General features: G+C 54.1%; 13 protein-coding genes. 7 read left to right on the top strand and 6 right to left on the bottom strand.

Annotation, left to right across the window (positions count from 1 at the left end; translation table 11 throughout):
* Positions 1-61 precede the first annotated feature (61 nt).
* A complete protein-coding gene (locus PMI17_RS08930) occupies positions 62-1264 on the bottom strand; it encodes a pyridoxal phosphate-dependent aminotransferase (RefSeq protein ID WP_007888423.1) in 1203 nt (400 codons plus the stop codon).
* A gap of 486 nt (positions 1265-1750) precedes the next feature.
* On the opposite strand from PMI17_RS08930, the gene nac reads away from it, so the two are divergent.
* The 7 genes from nac to PMI17_RS08965 all read left to right on the top strand — a co-directional run bounded on the left by nac (position 1751) and on the right by PMI17_RS08965 (position 6834).
* Complete coding sequence (gene nac / locus PMI17_RS08935) at positions 1751-2674, top strand: nitrogen assimilation transcriptional regulator NAC (RefSeq protein WP_007888424.1); 924 nt, start codon at positions 1751-1753, stop codon at positions 2672-2674.
* A 109-nt stretch (positions 2675-2783) separates the two neighbouring features.
* The gene (locus PMI17_RS08940; protein ID WP_007888425.1) at positions 2784-3230 is read left to right on the top strand and encodes a biotin/lipoyl-containing protein; all 447 of its coding nucleotides are present in this window, start codon (positions 2784-2786) and stop codon (positions 3228-3230) included.
* A 206-nt stretch (positions 3231-3436) separates the two neighbouring features.
* Entirely contained in the window at positions 3437-4189 is a 753-nt protein-coding gene (locus PMI17_RS08945) for an SDR family oxidoreductase (protein WP_007888426.1), read from the top strand.
* A 22-nt stretch (positions 4190-4211) separates the two neighbouring features.
* On the top strand, positions 4212-4907 hold the full coding sequence (locus PMI17_RS08950) for an amino acid ABC transporter permease (RefSeq protein ID WP_007888428.1): 696 nt from the start codon (positions 4212-4214) through the stop codon (positions 4905-4907).
* A gap of 5 nt (positions 4908-4912) precedes the next feature.
* Entirely contained in the window at positions 4913-5668 is a 756-nt protein-coding gene (locus PMI17_RS08955; protein ID WP_007888430.1) for an amino acid ABC transporter permease, read from the top strand.
* A 9-nt stretch (positions 5669-5677) separates the two neighbouring features.
* The gene (locus PMI17_RS08960) at positions 5678-6415 is read left to right on the top strand and encodes an amino acid ABC transporter ATP-binding protein (RefSeq protein ID WP_007888432.1); all 738 of its coding nucleotides are present in this window, start codon (positions 5678-5680) and stop codon (positions 6413-6415) included.
* Between the two features lie 143 nt (positions 6416-6558).
* Positions 6559-6834: a hypothetical protein gene (locus tag PMI17_RS08965; RefSeq protein ID WP_007888434.1), complete on the top strand. Its 276-nt coding sequence runs from the start codon at positions 6559-6561 to the stop codon at positions 6832-6834.
* A 38-nt stretch (positions 6835-6872) separates the two neighbouring features.
* Here the strand turns inward: PMI17_RS08965 and PMI17_RS08970 are convergent, their stop codons facing one another.
* The 5 genes from PMI17_RS08970 to PMI17_RS08990 all read right to left on the bottom strand — a co-directional run bounded on the left by PMI17_RS08970 (position 6873) and on the right by PMI17_RS08990 (position 13597).
* Positions 6873-7883, bottom strand: coding sequence for a fimbrial protein (locus PMI17_RS08970; protein WP_007888435.1), 1011 nt, complete (start codon positions 7881-7883; stop codon positions 6873-6875).
* Between the two features lie 10 nt (positions 7884-7893).
* Positions 7894-10452, bottom strand: a complete 2559-nt coding sequence (locus tag PMI17_RS08975; RefSeq protein WP_007888436.1) for a fimbria/pilus outer membrane usher protein — start codon at positions 10450-10452, stop codon at positions 7894-7896.
* A gap of 11 nt (positions 10453-10463) precedes the next feature.
* The gene (locus tag PMI17_RS08980; protein WP_007888437.1) at positions 10464-11150 is read right to left on the bottom strand and encodes a molecular chaperone; all 687 of its coding nucleotides are present in this window, start codon (positions 11148-11150) and stop codon (positions 10464-10466) included.
* 52 nt (positions 11151-11202) lie between these two features.
* Positions 11203-11727: a fimbrial protein gene (locus PMI17_RS08985; RefSeq protein ID WP_007888438.1), complete on the bottom strand. Its 525-nt coding sequence runs from the start codon at positions 11725-11727 to the stop codon at positions 11203-11205.
* A 700-nt stretch (positions 11728-12427) separates the two neighbouring features.
* On the bottom strand, positions 12428-13597 hold the full coding sequence (locus PMI17_RS08990; RefSeq protein ID WP_007888439.1) for a Gfo/Idh/MocA family protein: 1170 nt from the start codon (positions 13595-13597) through the stop codon (positions 12428-12430).
* Positions 13598-13601: the final 4 nt, after the last annotated feature.

A 13601-nucleotide genomic window follows, 5' to 3' on the forward strand; every position in this document is an offset into this window, starting at 1 on the left:
CAGCCGATGGCGAACGAAAGTCGCTCCGTGCAAACCAAAGTCGCTCCGTGCGAACGAGATCTCAGCGACAGCCGTCGCAAAACGCCGCAATGCGATCGCATCCAGTCTTTAACCGCTCCATGCTCGTCGCATACGACAACCGAATAAACGGACTCATCCCGTACGCCGCGCCCTGCACCGTCACCACGTGCTGCTCCTCAATCAACGCCAGCACAAAATCAGCATCATTGGCGATCAACCGACCACCCGCGCTGGTTTTGCCAATATAGCCGGCGATATTCACAAACAGATAAAACGCGCCCTGGGGTTTGTGGCAGCGCAGGCCATCAATCGAGGTCAGACGCTCCAGCACGTAATCGCGGCGTTCGCGGTAGATGCGCGCCCGCTCCTGCAATAGATCCTGTGGACCTTCCAGCACCGCCACCGCGGCCGCCTGCGTTAAGGTGCAGACGCCGCCGCTGTTCTGGGTATTCACGTTGCTCATCGCCTTAATCAACGGCGCCGGGCCGCCGCAGAAGCCCAGGCGCCAGCCGGTCATCGAATAGGCTTTCGACACGCCGTTCACCGTCAGTACGCGATCAAACAGGCGCGGCTCAACCTGCGCCAGCGTGTAGAAGCGTACCTCGTCATAAATCAGGTGCTCATAGATATCGTCGGTCATGATCCACACCTGCGGATGGCGTAACAGCACCTCGCCCAGTGCCAGCAGCTCCGCTTTGGTCGCCACCGAACCGGTTGGGTTGCTCGGATAGTTGAGCAGCAGCCATTTGGTCTTGTCGGTGATGGCGGCATCGAGATCGGCAGGCAGCGGTTTAAAGCCGTTCTCCTGTGCACACGGCAGCGCCACCGGAATCCCACCGGCGAATTTGACGATATCGGCATAGCTGATCCACGACGGCGTGGGGATCACCACTTCGTCGCCCGGATTGATGGTCGCCATGATGGCGTTAAAGATGATCTGCTTGGCGCCACCTGCGGTAAGGATCTGGCTGACGTCATAATCCAGCTGATTGTCGCGTTTGAATTTCAGCTGGATCGCCTTGCGCAGCGCAGGCGTGCCGTCGGTGGGCGGATAGCGCGTATCACCGCCGCGCGCGGCAGCGTAGGCGGCTTCAATCGCATGCGGCGGCGTGGGGAAATCGGGCTCGCCAGTGGAGAGCGCCACCACATCAATCCCCTGCGCCGCGAGATCGCGCGCCTTTTGGGTCATGGCAACGGAGGCTGAAACGGTGACATTATTTAATCGATCGGCTATCTCGGGCATGGGTTAATCCTGGCTCTGTGTCAGCATGAACGGCTCGCAGCAAGCTGCAAACACCACGTTTACCAGAGAATAGGTTTTTGCCCGAAGCGGCGGTTAATAGTGCTTTGTTGTGGTGATATAACACAAAGCGATGACTGAACCGACCGCACACTTTCGTCATAAAGGTGGCGAGGGTGATGTGGAAATGCGCGGCAGGTCACGCGCCACCGCCTGACGCGATGTTAATAGAGTGTTACTTTTAGTGCCGGATGACACCGCGCACCGGCACTCTACTCACTCCCATCATCGCCAAATCTAATGAGTGACACGCACCATACCAGTGCAAAGGTGGCGATCTAGCACGTGCCGTCACGGCAACTCACCAACTCAGCACCAGCCTTAGGAGGCACTGTGGCTCTACCCTCCTGTCTGAGTTCAATAGTGAAAGCTTAATTTGGCATCAACTTTGCTTAGTAACAGACATGCGTTCTGTTGGAGGAAGTGTCCATGAATCTTCGTCGTCTTAAGTACTTTGTTAAAATTGTTGATGTAGGCAGCCTGACCCAGGCGGCCGATATTTTGCATATTGCCCAGCCTGCGCTGAGCCAGCAGCTGGCCACGCTGGAAGGGGAAGTGAATCAGCAACTGCTCATTCGTACCAAGCGCGGCGTGACGCCGACCGAAGCCGGTAAAACGCTTTATTCCCACGCGCAGGCGATTTTGCGCCAGTGCGAGCAGGCACAAAGCGCCATTGAGCTGGTGGGCGCCTCGCTGAGCGGCAGCGTTTCGGTCGGCTTAGCGCCGGGCACCGCCGCACAAAACCTCGCGTTGCCGCTGATGATGGAAGTGCAGCAGCAGCACCCTGGCATCGTGCTCTATTTCAATGAGAACTTTGGCACCACGCTGAGCGAGCTGATCATGAATGGCCGCATGGATATGGCGGTGATTTACGATCATCGCACCATTCACGGCCTGCGTTTTATGCCGCTAATGAAAGAGGATCTCTACTTCGTCTGCCCGTTCAGCCTCGCGCAGCCGGTGAAAGAGATCCCGCTGGCGCAGGTGGCGCAGTACGATCTGTTCCTGCCGCGCGTCTATAACATCATGCGCAAAGTGCTCGACGATGCCTTCGTGCACAACAATCTGCAGTACCGCGTGAAATGCGAAATCGAATCACAAACCACGCTGAATTCCGCACTGAGCGCCGGTCTCGGCACCACCATCATGCCGGAGTCTGCGGCGCGCGCGATGCTGAAAAGCGGCGATGCGTGGATGGCGAAGATCGTCGATCCGGATGTGCAGGTGTCGCTGTCGTTCTGCATGTCCGATCACCTGCCGCTGTCCCAACCGGCTGAAGCGGTGAAATCGATTCTGCTGTCGCTGATGTCACGCCGCAATGTCGAGAACCATCCGCTAACGCTGGTGGGATAAGACCCGCTTATTACCGCAAAGCGAAACCCTCTTACTGCCCGTCTTACGAACGCGCTAGATTACGATTTTGCCCGCTTCGGCGGGCGTGCTTCGCTTTGACGGGAATGTTATGGAAAAAACCGCAATACCGCTGCCAACGCTGCGTGCCCTGGCGCGCAAGATGCAAAGCGCGGGGCTGAGCAGCCTGGCGCTGGATGGCAAGCACTGGTCGGTACGGTTAACTTTTGCCGTCACGCCATCCACGCCACCGCCCGTATCCGCGAGGGCTCCCGCCCCGGAAATCCCCCCCATAACACAACGTATCGGCGCACCGATGCCCGGCACGCTGCTGCGCCGCCATCCGCATAGTCAGCAGGATTTTGTTGCGCCCGGCCAACACGTGCAGGCTGGCGACGTGGTGGCGCTGGTGCAGGTGGGCCCGCTGTATGTGCCGGTGCGCAGTTCCGCCAGCGGCACGGTACAGGCGCTCACGCCGCAGCATCTTTCGCCAGTGGAGTACGACGAGGAGATTCTGACATTTACGCCGTTGGCGGATAAGGTCAACACCGCGCGATAAATCGCGCCGCTACCAATACGTGCATTTTGTAGGTCGATCAATCACCGCTCATAGCGTAGCGGCGCAATTTATTGCGCAATGTTGGAACGGGCGAAGTGCCGCAGACAAGCGTTATAAGGGGCGCTTATCGCCTCAAAATTTTTATGTCTTATGCCCTTGCGGCATAACTGCATACAGTCAAAAGACGCAACAACGAGGAGAGGCACATGCCATTTTCAGATTACAAAACCGCACTGGTGACCGGTGCATCGGCGGGAATGGGCGAAGCGATTGTGGAGCGCTTGTGCCAGGAAGGTATCACCGTGCATGCGGTCGCGCGGCGTAAAGAGCAGCTGGCGGCACTCGCCGATCGTACCGGCTGCATTCCACACGCGGTGGATGTCAGCGACGTCAACGCGCTGACCGCGCTGTGCAAAGACCTCGAAATCGACATTCTGGTCAACAACGCCGGCGTGTCGCATCCCGGTTCAATCCTTGAAGCCGACGAGAACGTGATTGAAACCCAGGTCGACGTCAATTTGCGCGCGGTGCTGCATCTGTGCCGTCTGCTGGTGCCGGGCATGGTGGCGCGCGATCGCGGCCACGTCTTCAACATCACCTCGATTGCCGCCATATACAACTTCAACGGTAACTCGGTTTATCACGCCACCAAAGCCGGGGTGCACGCCCTTTCGCGCCAGCTGCGCGTGGATTGCTATGGCGCACGCGTGCGCATCACCGAAATCTGTCCGGGCCGCGTTGCCACCGATATTTTCGGCAACGTCTCGGGCGATCATGAAGAGGCGCGTCGCCGCTTCATTGATGGCTTCGAGCTGCCGCAGGCGAAAGATATCGCTGACTGCGTTGCCTTCGCGCTCGCCGCACCGCTGGCGGTGAATATCGGCAACATCGAAATCACGCCAACGCTGCAGGTGCCGGGCGGCCTTTCCACCCTGCGACCGGGCGACCACAGCGCGTAGCATGCGATCATGAGGTAACAGTATGGCTCTCGATTTCAGCAGTGTGATAACCGGCCATTACGGCCAGATGATCGTTGACGGAACGGTGATCACCCTTGAACTGGCGTTGGGTGCCTGGCTGCTGGCGATGGTGCTGGCATTGCTGCTGGTGGTGATCCGCCTGACAGAAAATCGACTGGCCGTCGGGCTGGTTAAAGCCTATGTCTCCTATCACCGCAACGTGCCGACGCTGATCCAGTTGATGATGTGGTATTTCGCTATTCCTACCCTGCTGCCGGAAGCGCTGCAGATGTGGATCAACAACTACAACGCCGAATTCCTGTTCTCCCTTACCGCGCTGGGCCTGTGTCAGGCGGCGTACTTCTCGGAAGATATCCGCAGCGGCCTGCGCGCCATTCCTGACGGGCAAAATGAGGCGGCGCGTGCGCTGGGGATGAGCTATGTGCGCGCCATGCATGCGGTGATTCTGCCGCAGGGTATCCGCAATGCACTGCCAGCGATGATCAACCACACGGTGCTGCTGTTTAAAAACACCAGCCTGGCGATGGTGATTGGCGTGGCGGATCTCACTTACGTCACGCGCGATATTGAGAACCAGACGTTCCGCACTTTCGAATCTTACATCGTGGCGACCCTGGGCTATCTGTTCTTCTCCCTGCTGCTGATGGGCCTGGGCGCGCTGCTGGCCCGCCGCTTCCAGCGCGTCTATGCGAGGTAATGGCGATGTTTGAAATTTTCACCATTTTGCATGACAACGGCATGCTGCTGTTAATGGGCCAATACCCGAATGGGCCGATTGGCGGCGTGCTCTGTACGCTGCTGATCTCAGTGCTGGCCGTGCTGCTGGCGTTTCCGATCGGTGTGCTGCTGGGCCTGGCGCGTCTATCGCCATGGCGCTGGCTGAGCTGGCCCGCCACCGGCTGGGTTTACCTGCTGCGCGGTATTCCGCTGATGATGGTGGTGTTCTGGACCTACTTCTGCGTACCGCTACTGATTGGCCACAACATCAGCGGATTCGCCACCATGCTGTGTACGTTGGTGATCTACGAGAGCGCCTATATCGCCGAGATCGTGCGCGGCGGCATTCAGTCGCTGCCGCACGGGCAATATGAAGCGTCACGCGCGCTGGGCATGAGCCATCTGAAAACTCTGCGTCTGGTGATTCTGCCGCAGGCGCTGTTCAACACGCTGCCCAGCCTGGTCAGCCAGCTGGTGTCAATCATCAAAGACAGCACGCTGGGCTATGTGATTAACGTGCCGGAGCTGACGTTTGCCGCCAATCAGGTGAGCAATCAGCTGCTGACCAAACCGTTCCAGGTGTTCGCCATTGTGGCGCTGAGCTACTACCTCATCTGCTTTAGCCTCACCTGGCTTGCCAATAAACTCGAAGCGCACATAGCGCAGAAACGTCGCCAACCGCCGCAGCTTGCCACCAGCGTGGCGCCGGCGGTAATGCTGACTAAAACCTCTTCGCAATAAGGAAGCACCATGGGACCGATGATCATGTTTAATCAGGTCAACAAATGGTACGGCGCGTACCAGGCGCTGACCAACCTGAGCGCCGAGATTAATAGCGGCGAAGTGGTGGTGGTATGCGGCCCTTCCGGCTCGGGCAAATCGACGCTAATCCGTACCGTTAACCGCCTGGAGCCGATTGATGATGGCCAGATCGTGTTTGATGGCATTGATATTCACGGCAGCAGCACCCGCCTTAACCAACTGCGCACGCGCATTGGCTTTGTGTTTCAGAGCTTTAACCTGTTCCCGCATGTCTCGGTGGCCGAGAACATTATGATGTCGCCGATGAAAGTGCTGGGCGTGAAGCGTTCGGAGGCACGTCGCCAGGCGGGTGAATTGCTGGAGCGTGTAGGGTTATCGCATAAAGCCGATGCCTACCCAGCCCAGCTTTCCGGCGGTCAGCAGCAGCGCGTAGCCATTGCCCGTGCGCTGGCGATGAAACCGCCGGTGATGCTGTTTGATGAACCCACCTCGGCGCTCGATCCGGAAATGGTGGGCGAAGTGCTGTCGGTAATGCGCAGTCTGGCGCAGGAAGGGATGACGATGATGTGCGTCACCCACGAGATGAACTTTGCGCGTGAAGTGGCGGATACCATCTGGTTTATGGATCAGGGACAGATTCTGGAGAAATCCAAGCCGGAACAATTCTTCACCCAGCCGCAGCACCCGCGCGCGCAGCGGTTTTTGAGTGATTTGCGGTCGCATTAAGGGAGACGATTTTTGTACTTTTCACCGGAGGAGCTTCACGCTTCATCGCGTAACAGTGTTCATTATTTAGCCAATAACAACTAAGTATTAAAGTTTGTCGCTAACCTGTCGTTCTTTTTAATGCCAACGTCAGGAGAAAACCAATGAAAAAAGTACTCGTCTTAATGTCCGGCCTGCTTTTCGCTCAAGCCTCAGTGGCAGATGGCGGCACGATTAATTTCATCGGTGCAATTACTGAGCCAGCCTGTACGACCCGGACTTATAGCCATCAGACCGTAATGCAATGCAGCCAGAATGGCCGCGAAAAAGCGCGTGAAATTAAGCTAAACGCCCAACCACAAACGTTGCCGTTTCAACTAGGTGATGTGAGCGTCAAATCATCAGGTAATATCAAAAGTATTCAGGTGGTTTACCGCTGATTTCCAGCAAGCAATCTTCCCCGTCAGGGGAAGATTTTTTACTGGTAGGTCAGTGTAAAAGTCGCTGTGCTATTAGCGATGCCGGCAGTGGTTGTGGCGGCGGTCTGATAGTAACGCGCCTTCATTGGAATGTTATAACTCCCCGTGCTGGCAGAGGTTCCGGCCACAATGGTCGCACCAAGCTGGGCTGGCGCATTGTTATACAGCAGCTGTACGCCGATGCCCGTTGCCGTATTGGATCCCGCAGTGAGATTTAACACACCTTGTGACGCATTTTGCGCATTACCGTCAATTCTCACATTGATACGCGTACCGGCGTTACAGTTAAGGGAAATATTAAAGTTGCGGGTGAAGCTGTCTGCTGGAGAACTGCCGGTACCACTGAATGCGCGTTTATCTACACTTCCCATATTTACGGCAATGGCCGTATTGCTCACAGAGCAGGCTAACGTAGTCACATTAAAGGCACCTATCGCAATAACTGCTTCAGGATTCTGCCAGGCATTTTGGTTGTTATAAAGAATAAATGAACCCACCTGTTGTGCCGTAACCACGCCCGATCCCGTCGGCCCGGTTTTATAAAACTGTAGCCATGCCTGCTGCTGAATAGGCTGAGAAGCTAACATCCCTGCCGCCCAGCACAGTAACCGGTTATTAAGATTTCCGTCCCCGGTAGCATTTCCATCGACCCACTCCTGATTATTGCAGTTATTCACCGATGTACTGCCAATCGCGAAACCAATACCGGCAATATTGGTGCTGTAGATTCGTCTGCCCGCGATAGACATCACATAGGATCCGGTTCCTTTGACCCCAACTTGTTGGTAAGTCATTGCTGGTGCCGGCGTATTGCTGCAAAGAAACGAGTTCACCACGCTGGAAGCCACCGGGCCGCCAATCAGTGAGCCAACAGGTAAATCACGCTGAATGACAATTGCTGGCGGAGACAAAATAGTTGAAAGCGTGACTGTCGAACAGCTAAAGGCGTGCACGGCATTAACGTACAGACCCATAAAAAATACGCTGGGTAATAACAGAAAAAAACGCATAGTTAGTCCTTTAGCGGCACTCAGCCGTTACAGAGTTCACACCGGATTGAGCTTGTGCAAGTGAATAAGGCGCCTGGCAGCCAGTGTCGCCCCAGTTCACCGCAATCTTGCCCGTTACGGGGACGCCACTGAGGTATACCCGCTGATGCTCATCCACAATGCCCTGAGAAACGGCATCGCCATTGATTACCGTGGCGCGTGCACCAAAGGGCACGTTTCGTCCGCGTAATGACACATAGATTTTCTCACCTGATACGGTTGGATAGCTGGCGAGCGCCAGCGCGCCCTGAGTCGGCACCACGGTTTGAGTGTCGCTGATCAGATCAATGTTATTGCTTAGCGAGTTGGGATCGAGCGAAAGCTGGGTACGACGATAAGGCATTACGTTCGGCACCACCGCATAACCTTTGCCGTCGGTATAAACGCCGGTCTGATTGAGTAGTCGCACCTCATCCGCATTTTCGGCGCGTACCAGGGCCATGGTGTCACCCAAAGGTTGGCTGAATGTCACGCCATACGGATGTACTACAATACCGCCCATCGCGCCGTAGTTAAGCTGGCGAGTTTGCTGCGTGTAATTGTAGCCCGCCTGGTACTCGCCATAACGTGCTTTGTAATCCAGCGAAGCATTACCATTTGCGCCAACGCCTTGATTGGTATAGCCCTGTTGCACGTTATAACTCAGACTGTTATCCGCCAATGCGGTGCCTGATAAGCCCAGCGCAGAGGTCGTTTTGTCGTGATTGTTGGTATTGGCCGAGAAGTTAAGCCAGCTCTTTGGCACAAAGCGGTCAAACGGAACCTGTACCGCCAGTGAGAAAATCTGGTCGATACTGGCATAAAATGGCGTCTGCGAATAACTGTAATTGAAGGAGTAATTGATGGCGTTAATGCTGGTGTTATAACCCAGCGTCAGGTTGCGTTCTCTCTCGGTCACACTCCAGTATTGTTGCTGATAGGCGGAGAGAAACAGACTGCCATAATCACCAAGCGATTGATTAATATTCAGCTGAGCTTTACTGCGTTTGTTATGGCTGTAACGCCAATTTTGCCAATCGCGTCGGGCGCGCTCTACTTCACGCCGATTATTGGGATCGCCACGAAAACCTGGCGGTAATGTATTGGCGTAATAGCCATTCGCTTCATTAAAGTCATAATAGCCAGACGTGGAATAACGATATCCCGCCAGAGTAAAAGTCGTGCCGCTTATTGCGACATCTTTGGCATATTGAAAACGAACCGATCCACCACGCTGGGTATCATCCATCAAACGCGTATTGGCGAACGTCCCATCCAGCGAGATCGATCCCAACATCCCCAGTCCTTTACCTAACCCGACCGACGCTGACGTATAATCGCCAGACAGAATAGTCCCTCCGTAAAGCGTTAAGCTGTGCGGCAAACCATAAATACCGGTGCCCTGCATAAAGCCCGGCTTCTTCACCGCCCCGCCCGTGGAACGATATTGCCCAGCCGTAACGGAGTATTTGACGCGCCCTTCACGCTGCATAATTGGCACCGCAGAAAACGCCTGAACAAATTGCCTTACGTTGCCGTTCGCCTCCTTGATCACAATCTCCAGGTCACCACTGGCGGAGGTGGGATAGAGATCGCCTATTGAAAAGGGACCGGGCGGCACATAGGCTTGCCAGATGATATTGCCATCCTGACGAATGGTAACCTGCGCATTACTTTGCGCAATGCCGCGCACCATCGGGGCGAATCCTCGCAGACTTTCGGGCTGCATATTGTCATCTGAATAGAGCTGAACTCCACGAAAGGCGTAACTGTCGAAAACCTCTGAGAGCGTGTAACTTTCCCCCACCACTAACTGGCTTTTCCACGGTTTGATGTCACGTTGCAGATAGGTATTAATACTGTTCCAGCGATCACCTTCCTGACCGTGGGTATAAGTGGAGTAATTGCGCGCGCGCCATGGGCCAAGGTTGATACCAGTGCGTAAATTCAGATATGAACTGTTATCACTGCCGCTCTGATAATCGCTCCAGCTATTAGCGCCTGAGTAACCATAATTGGTAAACAAGGTATTTATGCCGTCGTTCCACTCTTCCGGTGCGACATAACCTTGCGCGTTATGCCGCACATACTCTTGCGGAATAGAGACATTGAGCCGTTGCTGATTAAGGTCAAAGCTCGTCCGTGCCTGCGGAATCGCCTCCGCTATATCGGTAATTGGCTGAGTTGCCTGAATGCGCATAAAGCCTGGCGTGGCATTATCAGTAACGCCCCATGCTAAAAAATCCGCCTTCATCAATATCGGCTGCAGGCCGCCTGACCGTGTTTCAAATCGTATGCTTCTCGCAGCGACAAAATTGCCATTCAGATAAATGTCGGCATGATAGATCCCCGGTAACTGACCGCCGCTTTGGCTGAAACTGGAGAGATCCAGGTTCGAGCGCTGTGCGCCATGCTGTTCAACGGTGCTGGGATCAAAATAATCCTCAGCCGACACATCACCGATTGGCACCGCAGCCATCATTGCCACGCTGAGAAAAGTACGACGAGAAACAGGCCTTGGCTTTAAAAGTAAAACTCGTCCATGTGACATGGGCCACTCCCTTAATCCGTTACCACTTTCATTTTTTGCTCAGGGGTAATACCGCCAAAATCATTAATGGCGCGCCAACTCACCGGACTGCCAATCTGTACTTTTTGACCCAGCACAATCTCTTGCGAGGGAAGCACCATCGGCGGCTTGGTCATGGTGGCGCCATTCACTGTCAGGTCGTAAAGTGAAACGCTGTAAGGGGTAGGATTGAACACGGCAAGTTTGCCGTCTCGCTGGCGAAACTTGAGTTTTTTAAACGCCAGTAACGGATCGCCGTTTAATACAGCAGGCCGGTAAAATAGCTTCATTTTATTTTTTACCGTGATCAGTAAATCGTTACTGGCCTGCCGGTTTGAGGTAGGAATGATCTTGATATTCAACCAGTAAACTGATTCCTGATCGTCTGGCAGAGTGTTACTGCTGTAAATCACGCGCACTGAATTCTGGCTGTTTGGCTCAAGGCGAAATAGCGGTGGCGTGGTGATAAAAGTGTCATCGCTGTCATCTTCATCTTCCTGGCTACTGACCCAGGATTGAATCAAATAGGGACGATCGTCCGGGTTGGTCACGCTGATAGTGCCCATCTTGCTATTGCCGTCGTAAACCAATCGCGTTCCGCCAATCTGCACGCCAGCAAATACCGTAGGTGAAAGGCACATCAGCGCCACTGCCAGCGACCAAAGATATGTCTTTGTCATCCATCACTCCGTTGCTGAAGAAAAGAGCCGCATAGCGCGGCTCTTGAATTAACTAGTTGTAGGCAATCGTAAAATTCGCCGTGGAATTTGCTGAACCCGCAGCGACTGGCGTGGCCGTAGCGTAATACTTGGCTATGAACGTCAGAACATTGGGACCGGTGGCCGTGATGGGGCGATCAACCGATTTGCTGGCGATGGGGATGAGCGTAGAGCTGTCTTGCTCATAGAGCGCGACACCTACGTTGGTGGCGGTTTGTCCTGAATTGAGAGCGAGGATTTGGTTATTCGCCGACGAGGTCGCGCCATCGAAACGCACACTTGCCGACGTCACCGTAGCGGGACAACTTGTCAGATTAATGGTGAAGCGCGTTGGCGAAGCGGTCACGCCTGCGCCGGTGAAGGTTTTAGTTGAGACCGTTCCCAGATTAACCGTTTGATTAGCCGATCCGGTATCCACTGTACAGGCGTTATCGGTGATGGTTCCTGTAAAGTTAATCGTGCCGTCAGCGGCAGTTGATGTACCAACAATTCCAAGAGAAGCCGTAATTGCTACCAGTAAAGCCAACTTACTTTTCATGATGACGCCTCAAAATCGCAAAGAAAAACTGCCTTTGCCGCACTTTTCATGACTGCAACATACGCGACAAAAACATTAATCGAAGTAATGTTACCCCCCCTCGACTGAGACGTAGTAAAAGGTAATTTTTTATTTAATGAAAGTTTTTTTGACTATTTGTGCTTAATTCGGAATATAAACCTAAAAAAAATGAAACAGATTATTCTTAACAGATCTTTGATCTGGCCTCGTGCCATTTTACAGAACTAAAAACTATCAACATTACCTTTAACGATCTAAAGATCTAAAATTATCGATAAGACAGTTTTTTATTCGAATAAGACCATTTTCACTATCTTTAAGAATCGTCTTGTTATTGGCAAAAACCAACAAAAATACCGTCAGAAAATGTCCACGTTAAAATAGCGGCGCTTGAAATTTGATCTCTTTCTATAAGCAAGCTTTAACTGCTACAGTAATAAAACTGTTATTTACCCTAACGTTATTGTTACAAACAGTGTTTACATGATGTTGCTGTGCAAATTATGTACGCAGATGCATACTTTCTAATAAGCGTCATAAATCACGTTAAATAAGAGGCCTAAGCTCAATAAATATCGGGACTAACTTATGCAAGGAGAGGGGGATTTTTGCCCAATATCGGCAGATAAGATGCGTAAGGGAGCACGAAAGCTCCCTTGAAATAACATACGGTTCTAATTCAACAATCCACCCATACCGCGCCCGCATCAGCGGATTTCACGCACTGCTCCACCCAACGTACGCCCATCAAGCCAGCATGCGCACCGGGATACCAGAACGCCTGCAGGAAGGCGGCATCGCCGCGATCGGTGGCGTCCATCGCCAGCGCGAAGCGGCGATAGAGATTCGACCAGGCTTCAAACAGCCCTTCCGGATGGCCGCCGCCAATACGGTCGTCAGCCAGCGCGCTCTGATGCAGATAACCCATGCCGCGCTCGAGAATCTGCACCGGCTCGCCCTGCACTTCATAGCGCAGCTGATTCGGCTGCTCGTCCCACCACTCAAGACTGGCTTTCTCACCAATCACCCGCACTTTCTGACCGTGCATCGAACCGCAGTTCACCGCAGAAGCCCACATGGTACCGACCGCGCCGTTGTCGTACTCCATCATCACGAAGGCGTTATCTTCCAGCGGCGCGCGGGTTTTAACAAAGCTCTGGCGGCTGCACAGCAGGCGTTTTACCTGCAGATGCGGCACCATGGTTTCGGCAATAAACAGCGGATGCGTCGCTAAATCGCCCAGCACGTAGCTGGGGCCGACAAAACGCGGATCGACGCGCCATTTGGTGCTTTCGTTCTGCAGCTCAACCGCTTCATTATGGAAACCGTGGGCGAACTGCATATTGATGATGCGAATCTCGCCCAGCAAGCCTGCGGCGATCATCTCGCGCGCCTGATGAATCAGCTGATGCCCGGCATAGCCGTAGGTCACCCCGATAATTTTTTTCTTCTCGCTGCACAGCTGTTCCAGCTCATCGGCTTCAGCGGCGGTGAAGCACAGCGGCTTCTCGCACACCACGTGCAACCCCGCATTCAGCGCCGCACGGCAGATGGTGAAGTGGGTGTTGTTAGGCGTAGCAATCGACACCGCTTCGATGCCGTCCGCACGTGCCGCTTCCGCAGCAAACATCGTTTCGTAATCTGCATAGCAGCGCTGGGCATCGATACCCAGCGAAGTGCCAAACGCGCGGCCGCGTTCAGCGTTGATATCGAAGGCGCCCGCCAGCAGCGTAAAGTTGTTATCACGCGTCGCCGCCGAACGGTGAATGTAGCCAATCTGGCTGGTACCACCGCCGCCGACCATGCCCCAACGCAGGGAGCGATTCAGCGCTTTAATGCCGTTAATCATGGTG

Origin of the sequence: Pantoea sp. GM01, from assembly GCF_000282675.1 — a bacterium.
In the GTDB taxonomy this organism is placed as follows: domain Bacteria; phylum Pseudomonadota; class Gammaproteobacteria; order Enterobacterales; family Enterobacteriaceae; genus Pantoea; species Pantoea nemavictus.